Origin of the sequence: Saccharopolyspora halophila, from assembly GCF_039531955.1 — a bacterium.
In the GTDB taxonomy this organism is placed as follows: Bacteria; Actinomycetota; Actinomycetes; order Mycobacteriales; family Pseudonocardiaceae; genus Saccharopolyspora; species Saccharopolyspora halophila.
On the sequence record NZ_BAAARA010000024.1, the window covers coordinates 20452 to 40060 of the forward strand.

The following is a 19609-nucleotide window of genomic DNA, read 5'->3' on the forward strand; positions in this document are numbered from 1 at the left end:
TGCGGACGCAGTCGCAGCAACGCGCCCGGGACTGCCGCTGCACACGAACGGTCGGCTCGCGCGGCCCGGTTATGACGCCCTGAGCTCCGCGTTGGCGGCCACCGTCGCTGAGCCCGCGGAGACTGCTCGGTGTCAAAGGTCGGAACCAGTCGGTCGCATGCAGGACACGACCAACGGCCAACCTGCGCCAGCCCGTCCCGGCGCATGGTCAGTTCATCTCGCTCACACAGCGCCGCGGACAGACGTAGAACATGCGGCCCGGCGGGAACGACTCGTCGACAAACGCGACCGGCCCGCGCCCTCGCGCATACAGCTGAGCGAGCTCGGCGCGCGCTCCGGCAGGCGGAGTGGGCTGAGCTCGCGGCATCACCGGATCCCCAGGGCAGATCATCACAGTCAGGCTCGTGGTCCCAAACCTCATGCCGCCCGACGAGGAAGCACGAAGCAGTCTGGTCCCATGTTTCGAGCACAGAGGCGCGCCGGTGTGTTGGGGGACTTGTTCGGCGGGGCGGACGGTCGGAGCAGTGCTCACTGGAAGTTCAGCTGCTAGGTGGACAGCGCGCTGGTCAAGCTGGTTTCGCGTGCTTCCTCCGCGGCTCCTCAGGCAAAACTGTCACGGGCCCGCCGCCCGGATCCGGCGGGGATCGCGCCGATGCGGCGGAGGGTTACTCGGGTTCGGCCTCCGGTGGCTGGCCGTCGCTCCACGTTTCCGGGGCGACGACGTGCAGCGCGTTGCGGGCCACCTTGAAGTGCTGCGGGGTGTTCGCGACGACCTCGCCGTCGATGTTGATCGGCATCTCCTGATCGGTGTCGATCTGCACCGCCCGCACCCGGTGGTGCTCGATCTTCGGACTGGTCCTTCCGCTGCGCACGTCGCGCGCCATGCCGACCAGCCCCGCCACACCGCTGTTGTGCACCACGGTGACGTCCAGCGCGTTGTCGTCGATGCCGGAATCACCCGCGGCCAGCTGCCCGCCGCCGAAGTAGCGGCCGTTGGCCACCGAGATCTGCAGCAGGGAGTCGTACGCGATCGGCCCCTTGTCGTCCTCCGGGAAGCTCAACCGCGCCGGGAACGCGTCGTGCTTGAAGAACGCCTTCGCGGTGGCGACCGGGTAGGCCAGCGGACCGAAGTAGCGCTTGATCCGGTGCGACATCTGCTGCGCGACCTCGGCGCCCAGGCCCACCGAAGCCCGGTTGACGTAGTAGTTGTCCCCGCACAGCCCGAGATCCACGTCAACGATGTGCCCGTCGGCGATGGTCTTGCACGCGGCGTCGAGATCGGTCGGGATGTGCATGGTGCGCGCGAAGTCGTTGGCCGTGCCCAGCGGCAGCAGCGCGAGCGGCAGGTCGCGGTGCGCGAGCACGTCGACCACCGAGCTGACGCTGCCGTCGCCGCCCCCGAGGATCACCAGGTCGTGGCCGTTCGAGGCCGCGGCCTCGACCGTCTCGACCATCCGGGACGGATCGTGCAACGGGAACGTCGCGCCCACCGGCACGCCGAGCTCGCGGAGCTTCCCGAGAGCGTACGAGTACGCCTTGCCCCCGGTCCGGGAATGCACGTTGACCACCAGGGCGGCCTTGGTGGCAGGACGCTCGACCCGCATCTCCACACTCCTCCGTCGACGACACGGTCCGGCTCCTTTCTACATGCCGCACCGTCGGCACGAGTCGCCACCGGTCCTCAACCGCCGCTACCGTGCGCAGGATGCGGAACCGCCTCCGGCGCGCCACGCGAAGCCTGCGCTCGGCCGACCGCGGCTTCGTGATCGGCTCGGCGTCGTGGCCGCGCACAGCCGCGGACCGCGGGTTGCGGCAGCTGACGGTGCTGGCCGATCACGGCAAGCTGTGGTTCGCCATCGCCGGGGTGCTCGCCACGCGCAAGGGCCCCTGGCGACGAGCGGCGCTGCGCGGCGCGGCGTCGATCGCGCTCAGCAGCGCGGTCACCAACGGGCTCGGCAAAGCGCTCCTGCGCCGCCGACGCCCCGCCGTTCACCTGCTGCCGCGCCACCGGCGGCTGCGCACGCCACCGTCGTCCTCGTCGTTCCCGTCCGGGCACGCGGCGTCGGCGATGGCGTTCACCACAGCGGTCGGCGTGGAATCGCCCGTTCTCGGGCTGGCGCTGGTGCCGCTGGCGGGAACGGTTGCCTACTCCCGGGTGCACACCGGGGTGCACTGGCCCAGCGACGTCGTGTTCGGGATGGCGCTCGGCGCCGGGGTCGCGATGGCGACGATCCGCTGGTGGCCGCTTCGCGCCTCCCCCGCCCGGCCCCGCCGCCGAGCGCCGGCCCTACCGACCGGCGAGGGCCTGCTCCTGCTGGTCAACCCGTCGTCGGGAATCCGCGATCCCTCGGCCGAACTGGCCGACCGCTGGCCGAGCGCGGTGCTGCTGCACCCGCGCCCCGGCACCGACCTCATCGACGAGCTCAACGCTCACCTCGACCGCGCGCCCCGGGTCGCCGCGCTCGGCGTGGCGGGAGGGGACGGCAGCGTCGCGGCCGCAGCCGCGGTGGCGGCCGATCGAGGTCTGCCGCTGCTGGTCATTCCCACCGGCACGCTCAACCACTTCGCCCGCGATCTCGGAATCACCGGGACGCAAGACTCCGCGGCGGCGCTCGCCGCCGGATCCGCCGTGCAGGTCCACCTGGGAGCCGTGCGGATCGACGGCGGAGCGCGGCAGCGGTTCGTCAACACCGCGGGCGTCGGCGGCTACCCCGAGCTGGTGCGGCTGCGCGAGAGGTGGCAGCCGCGCTGGGGCAAGTGGCCCGCGGCCGCGTTCGCGCTGCTGCGCGTGCTGATCGAGGCCGAGCCGCTCCCGGTGCTCATCGACGGCCGGCCGCACCGCATCTGGCTGCTGTTCGTCGGCAGCAGCACGTACCAGCCGAGGGCGTTCGCGCCCTCGTGGCGTCCCCGGCTGAACGATGGGGTGCTCGACGTCCGCTACATCCGCGCGGACCTAGCTCTGTCCCGCACCCGCTTCATCGCGGGCGCGCTCAGCGGCGCGCTGGTGCACAACCGCGCCTACGTCCAGCGGGAGCTCGAACGGGTGAGCATCGAGGTCCTCGGCGCGCCCACGACCCTCGCCGCCGACGGCGAGCTGGGCCGGACCGGCCGCGTGTTCGACTTCACCGCCCACCACGCCGTGCTCGACGTCTACAGCTGACCGGAGCACGCGCTCAGCGCGCCTGCAGCGCGTCGAGCGCCACGGCCTGGGCGAGCACCAGCCGACGGTCCAGCTGAGGGTCGTTGACCGTGATGACGTAGCGGTCCCGGAACGCGATCTTCTTCTCCACCGACAGGACGTCGGCACCGTCCGCGTCGAAGTCGAAGTGGTACGGGAAGAAGAACGGGATGTTCTCCAGGAACGGCACGAACTCCCACACCCGCCGCAGCAGCGCGATCGGCATGCTGCGCTCCTGCCCGGTGTACGTCCCCAGGCCGGGCTGCTCCAAGTGCCAGGTGGACCGGGCCAACGACTTGCCGAAGTCCTTGCGGAACAGTCCGATCGAGGCACCGTCGGCGTCGGCGACGTCGTAGCCCGACCCGAGGTCGATCATCTTGCGAGCCTTGAACGAGGCGACCACCTCGTTCTTGTCCTCGCCGGTGTAGAGCGTGACCTCCTCCTTGAGCTTCGCCCGGCGCTGCTGGGCGAAGGCCACCAACTCCCCTTCGCGCCCCTGCCCGTCGTCGGCGCGGATCTCGTACCGGTTGACCATCAGCGTGACCCGCTGCCGCATGTGCAGGGTGGTGACGCGCTGGAACTGGTCGAGGTCCATACGGCTCTCCTAGGTGGGAACGACTCCGGCACCACTCTAGCCATGGTTCCGCCGCGAGGCGGGACCCGTGCGCGGCGGCACGACCAGGCCGGTGCTCAGCTCAGCAGGGTGCGGTATCGACGCGCGTCCGCGGTCCGAGCAGGCCATCCGCATGCGGGCTCCGCACCCCACCACGCGTACCCCCGGTCGTCGGTCCACGCGGGATCGCGCGCAGGCCCCCCGTTGAGGTGGAGGTGGTACAGCAAGATCGCTTGCCGGAGAGCGGAGCCGTGCGGCCGATGACTCCTCAGTTCGACGAGCGGGACCGAACTCGCGCACTCGAGCTCGAGTTCGCCGAACTCCGTGCCGAACCGTCCCGAGAAGTGCTGGTATCGCAACAGCACCGTCGCGTCGTCGCCGACCCAGCATTGTTGGAACACGTTGGCATCCGCCGGCGAGTTGTCGAACTCGTCCGAGGTGGCCACCCGAACGAGACACCGCCCGACGGCAACGGCCCATTGCCTGCTCAGCTCGTCACCGACGAGCGATTCGGCCAGGTCGAAGTAGTTCACCTCGGATGGCCGTTCCATCGCCGCACAACCTCCCAGGGCCGACTTCGCACCGCGATCATCGTCGGCGCCTCCGGCGCACGGCAACCCGATTCCGCGTGCTGCAGCGCTCGGCGTCCGCTGCATCGGTCGCGCGTCGTCGTGCCCAGCGGGCGCCGCAACCGCCGGAACGAACTCACCGCAGCGGTGTGTCGTGCAGCACCGCGCTCTCCTGCAGGGAACCTGGCCGATTTCGAGGCTGCGCAGCGGCGAATCGGGCTGGGCCGCACCGAAAACGATGGCAAAAGCAGTTCGAGCTCGCCGGACACGCCGAGCTGCTCGCCCACCGCGTCGGCGGAAGGACCGTGGACGGCTGCGGAACAGCGCAAAACCCCCGCGCGTGCGGGGAGAGCGAGGAGTTCTGCCCGCACGTGCCCGCATCGCTCGCTCCGCGCACCCCGTCACCGAGCTGCGGGAGAACAGCATCGCGACGTGCGGGGAGCCGTAGAACCTGGGCCCCGTAGTACCCCAGCAGTCGAGCCGGGACCTGGGTCCGCTCCACCAGCTCGCCGATCCGCACGGCCCCCCGTTCCGCGGCATTTCCCGACCGGATGTCACCTGCGCAGCCACTTCGAGATCTCCGGGCGCAACCTCACGAGCACGTCTCCACCAGCGCTCCGCGGAAGAGGTCGACGAGTTCGCCGTGGGCGTCCGAGGGCGGACCGGAGGGCATGGTGCCGCCTGACAACGACGACCACGGGCACGCCTCAGCCGGTACTGCTCGGCCGAGCCGGTCGGCCGGCGGGCCTTGACTCCGAGCATCCTCGCCATGAAAGTGGACTAGCCAGTCATCCACAGTGCTGTGGGTCACGCCCATCGGTGTGACGACGGCCTGATCCTTAGGAGGCAGCGTTGCCCCCCGAGCTGATATCGATCCTCGCGCTGGTGGTGGCCTTCGTCGTAGCAACCACGATGTCGGTCAACATGGGAGTCCTGTGCTTCGCAGCCGCGTTCCTCGTGGGAACTCTCGCAGGCGGGTTGTCCGAAGACCAGATCTTCGACGGTTTCCCCGGCGACCTGTTCGTCGTGCTGGTCGGGGTCACCTACCTGTTCGCGATCGCGCGGGCCAACGGCACGACCGATTGGCTGGTGCACAGGTCGGTGCGGCTGGTCGGCGGACGGGTCTGGGTGATCCCGTGGGTCATGTTCGGCATCGGGGCGGTGATCACGGCCATCGGAGCGGTCAGCCCCGCAGCGGTGGCGATCGTGGCGCCGATCGCGCTGAGCCTGGCTGCGCAGTACCGCATCAACCCGCTGATGATGGGTGTGATGGTCGTGCACGGCACCCAGGCGGGCAGCTTCTCGCCGATCAGCATCTACGGCACCATCGTCAACGGGGTGGTGGCCAACAACCAGCTGCCGGGCAGCCCGGTACTGCTGTTCCTGGGCAGCTTGGTGGTCAACCTGGTCATCGCGATCGCGGTGTTCTGCGCGCTGGGCGGACTCCGGCTGATGCGGGGCGAGGCAGCCGGGTCTCGGGTGTCCGTCGCCGAACCCGAGATGGCGGCAGTCGCAGGAGGTTCCGGTGCTCCACCGGCGCGCTCCGGTGCGGACTCGAGCAGCCCGGGAGCCGGTGACGAGCAGGTCGAGCACCTCGACCAGGACCGAGTCCTCACGCTGCTGGGGCTGGCGACGCTGGTGGTGACCACGCTGGGATTCGGCCTGGACGTCGGGCTCGTGGCGGTGACCGTGGCGGTCGTGCTGACCGTGCTGTCACCCAAGGTGGCTCGCAACGCGCCCTCGGAAGTCGCCTGGTCCACGGTGCTCCTGGTGTGCGGCGTGCTCACCTTCGTGGGCGTGCTCAAGTCGATGGGCACCATCGACTACGCGGGGAACTCCGTGGCCAGCATCGGAATGCCGCTGCTGGCGGCCGTTCTGCTGTGCTACGTCGGAGCGGTGGTCTCCGCTGTCGCGTCGTCGACCGCGTTGATGGGGGCGCTCATCCCGCTCGCGGTCCCCTTCCTGCTGCAGGGGCACATCAGCGCGATCGGGATGGTCGTCGCGCTCTCGGTCGCCGCCACCGTCGTCGACGTGAGCCCGTTCTCCACGAACGGTGCGATCGTGCTGGCCAACGCGAAGGGCATCGATCGCGACGTCTTCTTCCGCAAGCTGCTGATCTACGGTGGGCTGATCGTGACCACGGTGCCGTTTGCCGTGTGGCTCGCCTTCGTGGTTCCCAGCGGCATCTGAGGAGATGTTTCAGCTCGGGGTTCGCGCGGCGGCGCGGGACGCAACTCGCGCCGCCGCGGGTTCTGCCGCGTCGTGCGGCGAGGACAGCCGCGACGCCGCGCGGGACGGCTGCTCAAGGAGCGGATTCCGCAGCCACGCGACGCGGCAGGTTCCGCCACCCGCACCACACGCAAGCCCCACACTGAAGAATCTCCTCAGCGTGGCCACTGAGACGGAGCTCGGGGTTCCCGGGATCAGTCCTCGTTCGGCATCCACCTCAGCAACCGCACCTCGCGCACGGTTTCGAGGTGGGCGCGCATCGCGGAGATAGCCGCAGTGGCGTCCTGTGCGCGAATCGCCTCGGCGATGCGGGCGTGCTGGGCCAGCGAGCGGTGCGGGCGCCCCGGTTGCTGCAATGATTCGTGCCGGCTCTCGGCGATCTGCTCGGCGGTTTCGCGCATGAACTCGGCGAGCAGTTCGCTGTGGGCCGCGTCGGTCACCGCGAGGTGGAACAGGCGGTCGCCGTTCTCGCCGAGGGCGCCGTCCTCGATCTCAGCGCGCATCGTCTCCAGCGCCGCTTCGATCTCGGCCATGTCCGCATCGGACCTGCGAAGCGCCGCCAGCTCGGCGAGCTTGGTCTCCATCGCCTCGCGCGCGTCGAGCACGTCCGGCAGGCGACGGCGCCGCTCGACCAACGTCGCGATGGGCTCGATGCTCAGGCTGTCCTGGCGCAGGTAGGTCCCGCCGCCGTGGCGGATCTCGACGAGGCCCTGCACCTCGAGGACCACGATCGCCTGCTTGATCGAGGCGCGGCTGACGCCCATCTTCTCCGCGAGCTCGCGCTCCGAGGGCAGCTTGTCGCCGGTCTTGAGGCCCGAAGCGCTGACGTACTCCCGCAGCTGCGCCACGATCTGCTCGTAGAGGCGAGTGCGCGACAGCGGGCGGAATGAGTCGGTGACGGCCAATCGAACCCCCTTGACAAGTGGAACACCACAGTAGCAGGGTGCTGGTCCAGTGGCGAACTGGATGAACCACTAATCCAAACTGGACTAGCCACTCGTCCACTTCTCCTTCTCCTCGTCGTGCGGAGGCTCCACATGAACCATGCGGACCGTTGTCCCTGGCAATCCCACGAAGGCGCGCTCGGCGGCCTGCGCGTGCTCGACCTGTCCCGAATCCTGTCCGGGCCGTTCTGCACCATGGCGCTGGCCGACCTCGGCGCCGACGTGATCAAGATCGAGAACGCGCGGGACGGTGACGACACCAGGGCGTGGGGCCCGCCGTTCCAGGGCGATACCGCCGCGTACTTCCTCAGCGTCAACCGGAACAAGCGAGGCGTCGCCGTCGACCTCAAGGACCCGGAGTGCCTGGAACTCGTGCAGCGGCTGGCCCGGACCGCGGACGTGATCGTGGAGAACTTCCGGCCCGGCACCGCCGACCGGCTCGGCTTGGGCTACGACCAGGTCAAGACCGAAAACCCCGGGATCGTGTTCGCCTCGATCAGCGGATACGGCCAAACAGGCCCCTTCCGCGACGAACCCGGCTACGACGCGATCGCCCAGGCGCTGTCCGGAGTCATGAGCGTCACCGGCGAATCAGACGGTCCACCGGTGCGCTACGGCGTCTCCGGCGCCGACCTCGCCGCGGGCATGTGGACCGCCATCGGCGTGCTCGCGGCACTCAAGGAGCGCGAACGCACCGGGCAGGGGCAGTGGGTCGACGTATCGCTGCTCGACGGTCAGATCTCCTGGCTCACCTACGTCGCGAACGGGTATTTCGCCACCGACGCGGTGCCTGGGCGTTACGGCTCCGCGCACCCGACGATCGTTCCCTACCAGGCATTTCCGACGGAGGAAGGGCACATCATGGTGGCAGCGGGCAACGACGGGCTGTGGCAGCGCTTCGCCCGCGCGATCGGCCTCGAGCACCTCGCTCATGACCCGAGGTTCGCCTCAAATCCGGACCGGGTGAGCAACCGCGATGTGCTGCTTCCGCTCATCGAGGACGCCCTGGCGCAGCGCTCCGCCGAGGACTGGAGCAAGGTGCTGGCCGAGCACGCCGTGCCGGCCGGAGCGATCAACACCGTCGACCAGGCACTGGCCCACCCGCAGGTGGTAGCACGCGAAATGGTCAGCGCCGTCGAGCACCCGTCCGCGGGCCGGGTCCGCACCGTCACCTCGCCGATCAAGCTCTCCGGAACGCCGCCGCAGGTGCGCACCGCCCCGCCCACGCACGGACAGCACACCGGGGAGGTCCTGACCGCACTCGGTCTGGACGAGGACCGGATCGGCGCGCTGCGGGACAAAGGGGTCATCCGATGACCGCGGGTCAGGCCGCGGCCCCGCAGGTAGAAGTGGTCACCAGAGGTCCGGTGTCCGAGCTGCTGATCGGCCGGGGCACCAAGCGCAATGCGCTCACCGGAGCAGGCTGGAGCGAGCTCGCCGAGCGCGTGGCCGAACTCGGGCGCGGTGAAGACGTGCGGGTGATCGTGATTCGCGGACGGCACGGCACGTTCTGCGCCGGATCCGACATCACCGAGTGGATCGACGCGGAACTCGACGTGGTGGAGGATTCCTTCGCGCGCATGGAATCGACCTTCCGCGCGGTGGAGGAATGCCCCGTTCCGGTGCTCGCCGAGGTGCGGGGCATCGCCGCAGGCGCGGGATGCCAGCTGGCGCTCGCCTGCGACCTGCGGTTCATGGGTGAGCAAGCGCGCATCGGCATGCCCATCACGAAGCTGGGCATCATGTGCAGTCCCGCGTTCGCCGCGCGCATGGTCGGCCTGATCGGGCCGTCGTTGACGCGGCAGCTGCTCTACACCGGTGCGTTGCTGGATGCCCCGGCGGCCACCGCCGAAGGACTGGTCGACGACGACCTCCCGGAGGCGGATCTCACCAGTCACGTCACCGCCGTCGCGAACAGCATCGCGAACCAGCCCCGCTCCCCCGTCGTCGCCGCGAAGCGCGCGGTCAACGCCGCGCTGATGCCCGCGCGCGAGGCGACCCGGCGGAACGACAGCCCCGCGGTCTCAGCTCCGGACTTCCGCAGCGGCATCACGACCTTCCTCCACCGATCCCGGCGCCCCGTGGAACAACCTTCCTGAACGGAGTTCGTGCGAAGGTCTCGCTACGCTCGGCACCCCGTCGTAGAGCCGCGGGATGGAGTCCCGGTTCCTACCCACCGCCGGAGCGGCAGCGGTCACGCGCCGTGCGCGGCCGCGAGGAGGTCGGCGCGAGCATCGATTTCGCCCCGCTGCGGCGCGAGCGGACCTCATCGCGCGCGGAGACCCCCAGCTCGGATTGTTACCCTGTCCGCGTGGCTGCACCCCAAGCACCGGTCGGCAACCTGCTCGCGATCAGCGACCTGCACATCTCCTACGCCGAAAACCGGGACATCGCAGCCGAACTCGAGCCCGAATCCGAGTCCGACTGGCTGATCATCGCAGGCGATGTCAGCGAGATCGTGGAAGACTTCGAACAGATCCTGCGCCTGCTCGCCGAGCGGTTCGCCAAGGTCATCTGGGTCCCGGGCAATCACGAGCTCTGGACGCATCCGCAGGACGCGGTCCAGCTGCGCGGCGAACACCGCTACCGCGAGCTGGTCGGGATCTGCAGGCGGCTGGGCGTGCTCACCCCGGAAGACCCGTATCCGCTGTGGACCGGAGAAGGCGGTCCGGCCTGGATCGTTCCGATGTTCGTCGGCTACGACTACTCGTTCTACCCACCCGGCGCGCGGAACAAGACCGAGGGGCTTGAAATCGCCTACGCCAGCGGGGTCGTGTGCAGCGACGAGTTCCTCCTGCACCCCGATCCGCATCCCAGCCGGGAGGACTGGTGCAGCGCGAGGATCGCCGAAACCGAGCGCCGTCTGTCCGAACTGGATGACGCGTACCCGACGGTGCTGATCAACCACTACCCCCTCGTGCGCGAACCGACCGACGTGCTGCGCTATCCCGAGTTCGCGCAATGGTGCGGCACGCAACGCACCGCCGACTGGCACCGCCGCTTCCGGGCGAGCTGCGTGGTGTACGGCCACCTGCACATTCCCCGCATCACCCACCACGACGGCGTCCCGTTCCACGAGGTCTCCCTCGGATACCCCAGGGAGTGGCGCAAGCACGGCCACCGGCACGGCCTGCTGCGCACCGTGCTTCCGTCCGGCACCACGGCCAGGTTACGACGTCGCCGCACGGCAGCGACCACGGCTCTCGCAGCCGGCAGCGCTCGCGCACTTCGGCTGACGCATCATCACCCCTGTGGGGTCGCACCGGCGGAATCAGCACTCGCTGACCGAAATGCTCACTCAGGTGCGGTGCTTCACGCTCTGCTGCATCTGCGGAGGGACGAAAGCCCAGCCGCCTCGTTCACCTCGTTCCGCTGGTTGCCCTCGTAGACGGCCACCCCACATCGTCGGACTCGCGCCGATGTTCTGGCCGAACTGACGACCGCGAGCCCTCAGGTGCCGTGCAGCTCGTCGAGGAGCGCGAAGCCGTCCTGGATCCACGCCAGCTCGGTGCGAGCGCGGGCGATCAGTCCGTCGTAGGCGTAGATCTTGTAGCGGACGGTCAGCTCGGCCTCGCGCTCGTTCAGCTTGGCGATCCGCGCCGCCAGGGTGGGATGCGTGCGGTCGGCGAGGGTCGCGCGGGTGTCTTCGAGCATCGCCAGGTGCTCCTGCCAGTACTCCTGCTGCTGCCGCAGCTGCTCGCGCACCGCGGTGGGATCGGCGAAGTCGAAGTACGCGGCCTTCAGGTAGGCGGGGTCCCGCTGCCACTGCGGCACCAGAGGCGATTCCATCCATTCCCGGAACTCGGCGAGCCCCGCGTCGGTGACGTGGTACTCCTTCTTGGTCCCCTTCTTCCCCCAGGGGACCTCGACCGAGGTGAGCAGTCCGTCGCGCTCCATCCGATTGAGCGCGGGGTAGATCTGCGAGTCCGGAGCGTGCCAGACGTGCGCGACCGAGCGGCTGAAGCTCTTCGAGATGTCGTAGCCGGTCATCGGACGACCCGTCAGCAACGCGATCAGCGCATACCGCAGCGACAAGATGATCTCCCTTCCGATCAGCCACGCTATCCGCCCTTGCCAACTCACTATATCCATAGATAGCTTGTGGCTCACGCAACAGATACCTCTCTCCATAGGGAGTTGGCCAATGACGCTCACGACTCCTCCGCCGGCGGCGACCGCAGCGCCGACCACGGCCGCGGCGAAGATCTTCAACCACCCCCGCAACGCCTGGTACGTGGCGGCCTGGGACCACGAGGTCACCGGCAAGCAGCCGCTGGCGCGCACCGTCGCCGGTGTTCCGCTCGCGCTGTGGCGCAACGCCGAAGGGCGCGCTGTCGCGCTCGCCGATGCCTGCTGGCACCGGCTCGCACCGCTGTCGCAGGGCAAGATCCTCGGCAACGAGTTGCAGTGCCCCTACCACGGCCTGCGCTACAACTCGACCGGTCGTTGCACTGCCATGCCCGCGCAGGAGACGATCAACCCGAGCGCGATCGTCCCCTCCTACCCCGTCGTCGAGCGCTACCGCTACGTGTGGGTGTGGGTGGGCGACCCCGACCTCGCCGACCCGGCCACCGTGCCCGACATGCACCAGATGAACGATCCGTCCTGGGCGGGCGACGGCGAGACCATCCACGCCGACTGCAACTACCAGCTGGTCCTCGACAACCTGATGGACCTCACCCACGAGGAGTTCGTGCACTCCTCGACCATCGGCCAGGAGGCGCTCTCCGAGTCCGAGTTCGACGTGACCCACGAAGGCAACACGGTCACCGTCGCCCGCTGGATGCGCGACATCGACGCCCCGCCGTTCTGGTTGAAGAACATGCGCGACAAGTTCCCCGGCTTCGAGGGCAAGGTCGACCGCTGGCAGATCATCAGGTTCGAGGCACCGGCCACGATCTGCATCGACGTCGGTGTCGCCAAGGCCGGTACCGGCGCGCCCGAGGGAGATCGCAGCCAAGGCGTCAACGGATACGTGATGAACACGATCACCCCCGAGACCGACCGCACCTGTCACTACTTCTGGGCGTTCATGCGCAACTACTGCCTCGACAGCCAGACCATCACCACCCAGCTGCGCCAAGGCGTGCACGGCGTCTTCGCCGAGGACGAGGACATGCTGCGCGCCCAGCAGCGCGCGATCGACGCCAACCCCGAGCACGAGTTCTACAGCCTCAACATCGACACCGGCGGAATGTGGGTCCGCCAGATCCTGGAACGGATGCTGGCGGCCGAAGGACGGCCGTCGGCGGCTCCGGCTGCACGTGGGGGTGCCTGATGGCCGCCAACTCCCAGTCCCGCTGGCGGCGGGCACAGGTCGTCGAAGCCGACCTCGTCGCCGACGGCGTCCGCCGGATCGTCCTGGAGGTCGAACACCCCGAACACGCGGCGCCCGGCACGCACGTCGACGTCGCCCTGCCCGTCCGGGGCCAACGGCAGATCCGCTCCTACTCCGTCGTGCGATCCGAGGACGGGGGCCGCCGGCTCACGCTCAGCGTGCAGCTCTCCCCCACCTCCCGGGGTGGTTCGGAAGCCATGCACGCACTGGCCGTCGGTGACGATCTCACGGTCACCGGCCCGGTGCAGAGCTTCCCGCTCGCGGTCGGCGCCGGTCGTTACGTCCTGGTCGCCGGCGGCATCGGCGTCACCGCACTGGTCGCGATGGCGTCCGCTCTGCGCCGCCGCGGTGCCGACTACGAGCTCGTGCTCGTCGGCCGCAGTCGCCGGGTCATGGCCTACCTCGACGAGCTCAGCGCCGAGCACGGCGATCGGCTCCGGGTGCACGTCGACGACGAAGGAACGCCGCTGTCGGTCCCCGGTCTGGTCGGCGAGATCGCCGCGGCACCGAACGCGGCCACGACCGAGCTCTACATGTGCGGACCGATCGGCCTGATGGACGCGATCAGGTCGAGCTGGACCGAGCACGCGCTCGCGCAGACCAACCTGCGGTTCGAAACCTTCGGGTCCAGCGGCCGGTTCGACGCCGAGGAGTTCCTGGTGCACCTCCCCCAGCTCGACCGGGCGGTCGCCGTCGCACCCGACACGTCGATCCTGGACGCCCTCGACGCGGCCGGGATCGACACGCTCTCGGACTGCCGCAAGGGCGAGTGCGGACTCTGCCTGGCCAAGATCGTCGACGCCGAGGGCACGATCGACCACCGCGACGTCTTCCTCAGCGAATCCCAGAAGCAGCGCTGCACCAACCTGTGCCTCTGCGTCTCCCGCGCGGTGGCCGGCCACACCGGTGATCGCGCATCCGTCACCCTCCACCTCACCTGATCCCGGGCAACCGGATCCCTCACCACTGGACACCTCCATGACTCTCACGGCACGCATCGGCGCGGCGCCAATGTCCGGCTACCAATGGTTGATCGTCGCGCTCTGCACCTTCATGAACTGCCTCGACGGCTTCGACGTGATGGCAGTCGCGTTCACCGGCCCCTCCGTCACCGAGGAATTCGGTCTGAACGGTTCCCAGTTCGGAATTCTGGTCTCGGTCGGGCTGGTCGGAATGGCGGTGGGTTCGATGCTGCTCGCCCCGTTCGCCGACCTGATCGGGCGCCGCCCGCTGATCCTGATCAGCCTCGCCCTGGGCACGATCGGCATGTTCGGCGCCGCGATGGCCCCCTCAGCGCTCGTGATGGGCGTCTTCCGCCTCGTGACCGGCATCGGCGTGGGCGGCATCCTGGCCAGCACCAACGTGATCGCCAGCGAGTTCTCGAACACGAAGAACCGCGGCCTCGCCATCGGCATCTACACCGCCGGGTACGGCATCGGCGCGACCCTCGCGAGCCTCGTCGCGAAGACCGCGGTGGGCGGCGACTGGCGGATCGTCTTCTACGCCGGCGGCTTCGGAACTCTGCTCGCCCTGGTCGTCATCGCCGCGCTGCTGCCGGAGTCGATCGCCTTCCTCGAGCAGCGTCGTCCCCGCGGCGCCCTGGAGCGCATCAACCGCACCCTGGCGCGAATGGGGATGGGCTCCATCAGCACGCCCGACCTCGACCAGGCGAACTCCGCCCGGAAGGAAGCCCGGCAGGCCGGTTCGGGCTGGCTGAAGCAGCTGCTCGCCCCCACGATCCTGCTCTGGATCATCTTCATCACCATCATGTTCGGCTTCTACTTCGTGAACAGCTGGACCCCGACGCTCCTCGCCGACGAAGGGCTTTCGAAGAGCGCTGCGGTCACCGCCGGAATGGCGATCTCGATCGGCGGCACCGTCGGCTCCGTGCTCTACGGCCTGGCCGCCCGGCTCCGCCCGCCGCGGGTCGTGCTGATCGGGTTCTCGCTGCTGTCGGCCGCGATGATGGTGGTGTTCATCCTGAGCACCTCGATCCTGTGGCTCGGGTTCGGGATCGGCGTCATCGTCGGCGCGCTGATCAACGGCTGCATCGCCGGTGCTTACACCGTCGGGCCACCGCTGTACCCGTCCAACGTCCGCAGCGTCGGCATGGGCTGGGCGCTCGGCATGGGCCGGATCGGCGCCATCCTGTCCCCGACCTTGGCAGGGCTGCTCAAGGACGCAGGCGCCTCGGCGACCCAGCTCTACGTCGGCGCCGCCGCAGTCGTCGCGCTCTGCGCGGTCGCCCTGGTCGCGCTGCGCAAGCACGACCCGGACTCCACCCCGGCGGCCGCAGAACCGGCCACGTCCTGAGGCATTATCCGGGGACCCTTGCGCATCGATCGGAATTCCGAGCGCATCGGGTCCCGGACCGCCGCCCCGACCAGGGAAGGCATCCCCGTGCCCCCGTGTCGCGGTCGCCCGGCCGGGAGACGATGAACCGCGGGATCACCACAGATCCGCACGAAACGCACCAGCACCCGCTGACCTGCGATTGCTCCCAGGTCAGCGGGTGCTCCTCGCCAGTCGGGGCGGCGGGATCAGTGGCCCGCGATCGGCGTCGCGATCTCGTTCGGCGCCTCGGGAAGCGCGCCGGTGGCGGTCTTCTCACCCGAGGCGATGTCGACCGCGTGGATCTCGCGCTTGCCCGGGTCGGTCACGTAGGCCGTGCCGCCGCGGACGAACAGCGCCGGGCGCGGCTGCTGCCACTCCAGCGGCTCCTCCCACTGCCCGATCACCGGAACGCTGCGCACCACGCGCGCCTCGTTCGGGTCGATCACGTGCAGCTGACCGTCGGTGCCCAGCACGAGCGCTTCCCCGCCAGGGCCACGACCCAGGGAGCGGAACGTGTAGCTGGTGCCGAGGTCGACGAGGTTCAGCGACGAGTCCTCGGTGTTGATCAACGAGACCTGCTGGGGGCGTTCGAGTTCGGCGTCCTCGTCCTGCTTGTAGTCGCCGAGCACCACGGGCGAGTGCTCGCTGCCGGCTTGGTTGCCGATCCGCCCGTACGGGGTCGGGCTGGTGACCTTGGTGATCTTCCCGTCGCGGTAGACCAGCGCGCCGTTCTCGCAACCGATGACCACGGCTTCGCCCCGCGCGACGGCCTCGCCGTGCACGCCGGGGCAGTCCTCGTTCCGGGCGATCTCGTGACGGTGCTCGTCGAGCACCAGGATGCCGGTGCGTTCCTCCTCGTCGCCCAGCGACAACACCATCTGCCCGTTGGACAGCTCCACCGCGACGCCGTGGTGCGGCTGGGCGGCGGTGTGCTGGTCGGTTTCCGGCTTTCCGCGCGCGAGTTCGGCGGTGTCGAAGGAGGTCACCTCGCCGGTCCCATCGGAGAACAGCACGGTTCGACCTGCGTTGCGCACCACGTGTCCTGGTTCGGGAGCCGGGAACTGCACATCGGTGAGCTGCGCGTGCACGGCGTCGAGAACTCGGAAGCCGGTGGAGGTGGACACCACCACGTGCTCGGCGTCGCCCGCCGGATTGAGCCGGTTGAAGCCGGGCAGCGGGATGTCCTCGGCCACGGCCAACGTCTTGCCGTCGAGCACCAGGACGCCACCGTCGTAGGTGGTGACGATCGGGTCGGGCACGACCTGTTCGGGATCGCTCGGTGCGGTGGCCTGCTGCTGGGAGCCGCACGCGGTCAGGGCCAGCGCCATCGTCGCGACGGCCGCCGGTAAGCGGGCAGGTTTCAACATGGTTTTCCTCTTCTCCTTCAGGGGTTTCCGGCACCGAGGCCGGATGTGATCGCCTCGGTGTTCGCGCGGGTCATCTCCAGGTAGGTGGCGGCACCGCCACCCGGTTCGCTCAGCGATTCGGAGAACAGCGGGGTCACGCGCACGTCGAGCCCGGCTTGCTCGGCCAGCACCCGGGCCAGCCGGTCCGGTTGCGAGGAATCGGCGAAGATCGTGCGCACTCCCGCCCGCCGGACGGCGTCGGCCAGCGACGACAGATCGGAAGCGCTCGGCGAGGCCAGCGTGGTGCCGCTGGGGATGACCGCACCGATCACCTCGAAGTCGTAGCGCTGCGCGAGATAGCCGAACACGTGGTGGTTGGTGACGAGCTTGCGTCGCTCCGGCGGGATCTGATCGAAGCGCCGCTGCATCTCGGTTTCGAGAGCCAGCACCTCGCCCTTGTACTGGGCCGCCCGGGTTTTCACCGCTGCGGCGTCGACGCCGTCGACGTGCGCCACGAGCTGGTCGGCGAGCAGGTCCACCGCTTTCGCGACCCGTGACGGGTCGGTCCAGAAGTGCGGATCCGGCTGGGAGCCCGGACCGGCGATCTCGAGCGGGTCGACGTGCTCGGCGACGGCGAACGTCGGGACGTCCTCGGCTCGGGCGGCTTGGACGTTGCGCTGCACGCCCTCCTCCAGGCCGAGCCCGTTGTGCACGACGAGGTCGGCCTGTTCGAGTTCGGCGGCCTGCTGCGCGGAGATCCCGAAGGAGTGGGGGTCGGCACCGGGCGGCATCAGCACCGATACCGGCACCTGCTCCCCGGCGATCTGCCGGGTGATGTCACCGAGGATGTTGGTCGTCACGACCACGCCCGCCCGCTGCTGCGGTGCTGCGGTGCAGGCGGTGGCGCTCAACAGCAGCGCGATCACAGCGAGGAGCGCACGCGTTATGGTGCGGTTCATCGGCCGGTCTCCACCACGTGCGAGGCCCGACCGCCCAGCCGGAAGCTGCGGGCGATGCGGAGACCGTCGTTGTAGTCGATCTCGTGCACGGTTCCGGCGGTGACGTCGTTGACGTAGGCCCGCGAGGTGTCGATCCGGATGCTCGGCGGCGGTCCACCGGGCGCGATCACCTGGTTGCGGGCGATCTCGGTGCCGTCCTCGCGATAGGCGCGCACGATCCCGTCCGTGCCGACCGCCAGCAGCGAACCGCCCGCTCCGACGGCGTTGACCGCCGCGACCGGCCCGGTGGGCACGTGCCGGAAGGACCGCTCGGACAGGTCGAGCAGCCACGCACCGTCGGTTCCGGCGAGCGCGGCCAGCGTGTCGCTGCCCGGCCGCTGGTGGAACTCGGTGGCGCGTGGTTGCCCACCCGCCGGGTATGCGATCTTCTCGCCGTGGAACTGCCCATCATCTGCGGAGACGAGCAGGGCGCCGTCGGTGCAACCGAACACCACGCCGCGACGTGTCACCGCGGTTCCGGCGGGCTCGTTGCAGGGTTCGGTGATGCGGGCGGTCTCGGTGCCGTCGCGGTCCAGGACCCGCACGACGCCGTGGTCCACGGCCAGGACGCGCTGCTCGTAGGGCACCGCCGCCGTTCCTGGCATGACGCGCACCCTTCCAGTGCGCTCGATCTGCCCGTCGTCCAGGGCTTCCTTGTCGAGCAGCGCGGTTTCACCGTCCGAACCGGACAGCGCGACGACGGCCTTGTCGCTGTGCGCGTGCACCGGCGTGGCGATCGGCAGCTCCCCCAGCTCGCGCGTCTCGGCGCGGTAGTGGTGCGCGTGATCGCCGTGGTCGACCGTCCAAGCCCCGCTGTCGACGATGCGCACCGAGTCAGCGCCCGACAGGTACGCGAACCGGCCGTCGGTGGTGACGTCGCGGATTCCCGGCACGGGTTCGAGGGCGCGGACCTCCTCGGTGAGCAGGTCCAGCATCCGCACCGCTCCCCCGTCGTCGGCGACGACCAGCCGGGACTGCACCTCGGCGGTTTCCTCGGCGCCTTCGACGTAGCCGTGCGGCGCGGGCGGCGGTGCTTGCGGTGCTTGCGGAGGTTGCGAACATGCGCTGGCCGCCAACGCGACCAGACCTAACGGGAGTGCCTTCAAACTGCGGTGTTTCACGCGACCGGCTCAACTTCCTTCTCGACGGCTTCGGAGCGGGTGATCAGAGCTCGCCTGCGGTTGCGCAGCGCGGCGAGCAAGGCGGACAGGAAGAACAGCGCCACCGAGGTGGCGGCGATGCTGGCCCCGGCAGCGGTCCCCCAGTGCCAGGAGGCGAGCAATCCCAAGGCGGTCGAAGCGGCGCCGAACCCGGCGGCACCGGCCATGACCAGCGGAACCCGGTTCGCCCACAGGGTGGCGGCAGCAGGCGGGGCGATGAGCAGACCGAAGACCAGCAGCGTTCCGACGATCTGGAAGCACATCACCATCGCCAGCGTCACCAGCCCGGTCATCAGGAGGCCCGCCAGACGCGGCCGCATCCCCAACGTGTGGGCCTTGCGCGGATCGAAGGTCAGCGCGAGGAACGGGCGGTAGGCGGCCGCGGACACGACGACCGCCACCACCAGCGCGACGGCGAGCCGCACGAGGTCGCCATCGGTGACTGCGAGCACGTCGCCGAACAGGAACCCGGTCAGGTCCACGGCGAACGACCTGGAGTGCGACACCACGATCACGCCGGTCGCCAGCATCCCCACGAACAGCAACCCGATGCCGGTGTCCCGCGACAACCACCGCGATCGGTCCAGCACCGACACCCCGGCGGCCATCGCCCCCGCACTCAGCGCCGCCCCCAGCAGCAGATCACCACCGAGGACCGAGGCGATCGCCACGCCCGGCAGCATCCCGTGCGACATGGCATCGGTCAGGAAGGCCATCCCCCGCAGCACGACCCACGTGCCCGCCAGCGCGCAGATCGCCGAGACGAGCAAACCCGCCCATAACGCGCGCTCGACGAAGGACACCTCGAACGGGACCAATAGCCAATCCATGACGGACAACCTACAATGGAAACGATTGTCATTATCGTGGGTGTAGGCGTGACTTCGCCCACGACTACCT

At 69.4% G+C, this 19609-nt stretch carries 17 protein-coding genes; 8 read left to right on the forward strand and 9 right to left on the reverse strand.

The features are described 5' to 3' along the window. Positions 1–665: 665 nt before the first annotated feature. Positions 666–1604 (reverse strand): diacylglycerol/lipid kinase family protein, encoded by a 939-nt coding sequence (locus tag ABD289_RS23995; RefSeq protein ID WP_344137456.1) that lies wholly within the window; start codon positions 1602–1604, stop codon positions 666–668. 101 nt (positions 1605–1705) lie between these two features. On the opposite strand from ABD289_RS23995, the gene ABD289_RS24000 reads away from it, so the two are divergent. Continuing rightward, positions 1706–3160 (forward strand): bifunctional phosphatase PAP2/diacylglycerol kinase family protein, encoded by a 1455-nt coding sequence (locus ABD289_RS24000; protein WP_344137459.1) that lies wholly within the window; start codon positions 1706–1708, stop codon positions 3158–3160. A gap of 13 nt (positions 3161–3173) precedes the next feature. Here ABD289_RS24000 and ABD289_RS24005 read toward each other — a convergent pair whose 3' ends face one another. Both ABD289_RS24005 and ABD289_RS24010 read right to left on the reverse strand, forming a co-directional pair. Then, complete coding sequence (locus ABD289_RS24005) at positions 3174–3773, reverse strand: LURP-one-related family protein (RefSeq protein WP_344137462.1); 600 nt, start codon at positions 3771–3773, stop codon at positions 3174–3176. A 95-nt stretch (positions 3774–3868) separates the two neighbouring features. Beyond that, positions 3869–4342, reverse strand: a complete 474-nt coding sequence (locus tag ABD289_RS24010; protein ID WP_344137465.1) for a hypothetical protein — start codon at positions 4340–4342, stop codon at positions 3869–3871. Between the two features lie 870 nt (positions 4343–5212). Here ABD289_RS24010 and ABD289_RS24015 point away from each other — a divergent pair. After that, on the forward strand, positions 5213–6550 hold the full coding sequence (locus ABD289_RS24015) for an SLC13 family permease (RefSeq protein WP_344137468.1): 1338 nt from the start codon (positions 5213–5215) through the stop codon (positions 6548–6550). A 233-nt stretch (positions 6551–6783) separates the two neighbouring features. Here the strand turns inward: ABD289_RS24015 and ABD289_RS24020 are convergent, their stop codons facing one another. Further along, on the reverse strand, positions 6784–7494 hold the full coding sequence (locus ABD289_RS24020; protein ID WP_344137471.1) for a FadR/GntR family transcriptional regulator: 711 nt from the start codon (positions 7492–7494) through the stop codon (positions 6784–6786). A 132-nt stretch (positions 7495–7626) separates the two neighbouring features. Here ABD289_RS24020 and ABD289_RS24025 point away from each other — a divergent pair, with 132 nt between their 5' ends. The 3 genes from ABD289_RS24025 (at position 7627) to ABD289_RS24035 (ending at position 10921) form a co-directional block, all read left to right on the forward strand. Continuing rightward, positions 7627–8850: a CaiB/BaiF CoA transferase family protein gene (locus ABD289_RS24025; protein WP_344137474.1), complete on the forward strand. Its 1224-nt coding sequence runs from the start codon at positions 7627–7629 to the stop codon at positions 8848–8850. Further along, a complete protein-coding gene (locus ABD289_RS24030; RefSeq protein ID WP_344137477.1) occupies positions 8847–9632 on the forward strand; it encodes an enoyl-CoA hydratase/isomerase family protein in 786 nt (261 codons plus the stop codon). Before ABD289_RS24025 ends, ABD289_RS24030 begins: the two co-directional genes overlap by 4 nt. A gap of 212 nt (positions 9633–9844) precedes the next feature. Continuing rightward, on the forward strand, positions 9845–10921 hold the full coding sequence (locus tag ABD289_RS24035) for a metallophosphoesterase family protein (protein ID WP_344137480.1): 1077 nt from the start codon (positions 9845–9847) through the stop codon (positions 10919–10921). Positions 10922–10983: 62 nt separating this feature from the next. On the opposite strand, the gene ABD289_RS24040 is transcribed toward ABD289_RS24035, so the two are convergent. Continuing rightward, positions 10984–11568, reverse strand: coding sequence for a PadR family transcriptional regulator (locus ABD289_RS24040; protein ID WP_344137483.1), 585 nt, complete (start codon positions 11566–11568; stop codon positions 10984–10986). A 109-nt stretch (positions 11569–11677) separates the two neighbouring features. On the opposite strand from ABD289_RS24040, the gene ABD289_RS24045 reads away from it, so the two are divergent. The 3 genes from ABD289_RS24045 to ABD289_RS24055 are packed head-to-tail and all read left to right on the forward strand — an operon-like array spanning position 11678 to position 15184. Continuing rightward, positions 11678–12811, forward strand: a complete 1134-nt coding sequence (locus ABD289_RS24045) for an aromatic ring-hydroxylating dioxygenase subunit alpha (protein ID WP_344137486.1) — start codon at positions 11678–11680, stop codon at positions 12809–12811. After that, positions 12811–13812, forward strand: coding sequence for a PDR/VanB family oxidoreductase (locus ABD289_RS24050; protein WP_344137491.1), 1002 nt, complete (start codon positions 12811–12813; stop codon positions 13810–13812). The genes ABD289_RS24045 and ABD289_RS24050 overlap by 1 nt, the downstream gene beginning before the upstream one ends. 37 nt (positions 13813–13849) lie before the next feature. After that, positions 13850–15184 (forward strand): MFS transporter, encoded by a 1335-nt coding sequence (locus ABD289_RS24055; protein ID WP_344137494.1) that lies wholly within the window; start codon positions 13850–13852, stop codon positions 15182–15184. Positions 15185–15411: 227 nt separating this feature from the next. On the opposite strand, the gene aztD is transcribed toward ABD289_RS24055, so the two are convergent. From aztD to aztB, 4 genes are read right to left on the reverse strand one after another with little or no spacing between them, the layout of a single operon-like run. Next, entirely contained in the window at positions 15412–16572 is a 1161-nt protein-coding gene (aztD, locus tag ABD289_RS24060; RefSeq protein WP_344137497.1) for a zinc metallochaperone AztD, read from the reverse strand. A 17-nt stretch (positions 16573–16589) separates the two neighbouring features. Then, positions 16590–17510, reverse strand: a complete 921-nt coding sequence (gene aztC, locus ABD289_RS24065) for a zinc ABC transporter substrate-binding protein AztC (RefSeq protein WP_344137500.1) — start codon at positions 17508–17510, stop codon at positions 16590–16592. Further along, positions 17507–18655: a hypothetical protein gene (locus ABD289_RS24070; protein ID WP_344137504.1), complete on the reverse strand. Its 1149-nt coding sequence runs from the start codon at positions 18653–18655 to the stop codon at positions 17507–17509. The genes aztC and ABD289_RS24070 overlap by 4 nt, the downstream gene beginning before the upstream one ends. 11 nt (positions 18656–18666) lie before the next feature. Further along, positions 18667–19539, reverse strand: a complete 873-nt coding sequence (aztB, locus tag ABD289_RS24075) for a zinc ABC transporter permease AztB (protein ID WP_344137506.1) — start codon at positions 19537–19539, stop codon at positions 18667–18669. Positions 19540–19609: the final 70 nt, after the last annotated feature.

Coding starts and splice junctions, on each gene's coding strand:
- ABD289_RS24045 (WP_344137486.1), top strand. CDS start 11,678: ATGACGCTCACGACTCCTCCGCCGGCGGCGACCGCAGCGCCGACCACG.
- ABD289_RS24055 (WP_344137494.1), top strand. CDS start 13,850: ATGACTCTCACGGCACGCATCGGCGCGGCGCCAATGTCCGGCTACCAA.
- ABD289_RS24030 (WP_344137477.1), top strand. CDS start 8,847: ATGACCGCGGGTCAGGCCGCGGCCCCGCAGGTAGAAGTGGTCACCAGA.
- aztB (WP_344137506.1), bottom strand. CDS start 19,539: ATGGATTGGCTATTGGTCCCGTTCGAGGTGTCCTTCGTCGAGCGCGCG.
- ABD289_RS24000 (WP_344137459.1), top strand. CDS start 1,706: ATGCGGAACCGCCTCCGGCGCGCCACGCGAAGCCTGCGCTCGGCCGAC.
- ABD289_RS24005 (WP_344137462.1), bottom strand. CDS start 3,773: ATGGACCTCGACCAGTTCCAGCGCGTCACCACCCTGCACATGCGGCAG.
- aztC (WP_344137500.1), bottom strand. CDS start 17,510: ATGAACCGCACCATAACGCGTGCGCTCCTCGCTGTGATCGCGCTGCTG.
- ABD289_RS24025 (WP_344137474.1), top strand. CDS start 7,627: ATGAACCATGCGGACCGTTGTCCCTGGCAATCCCACGAAGGCGCGCTC.
- ABD289_RS23995 (WP_344137456.1), bottom strand. CDS start 1,604: ATGCGGGTCGAGCGTCCTGCCACCAAGGCCGCCCTGGTGGTCAACGTG.
- aztD (WP_344137497.1), bottom strand. CDS start 16,572: ATGTTGAAACCTGCCCGCTTACCGGCGGCCGTCGCGACGATGGCGCTG.
- ABD289_RS24050 (WP_344137491.1), top strand. CDS start 12,811: ATGGCCGCCAACTCCCAGTCCCGCTGGCGGCGGGCACAGGTCGTCGAA.
- ABD289_RS24010 (WP_344137465.1), bottom strand. CDS start 4,342: ATGGAACGGCCATCCGAGGTGAACTACTTCGACCTGGCCGAATCGCTC.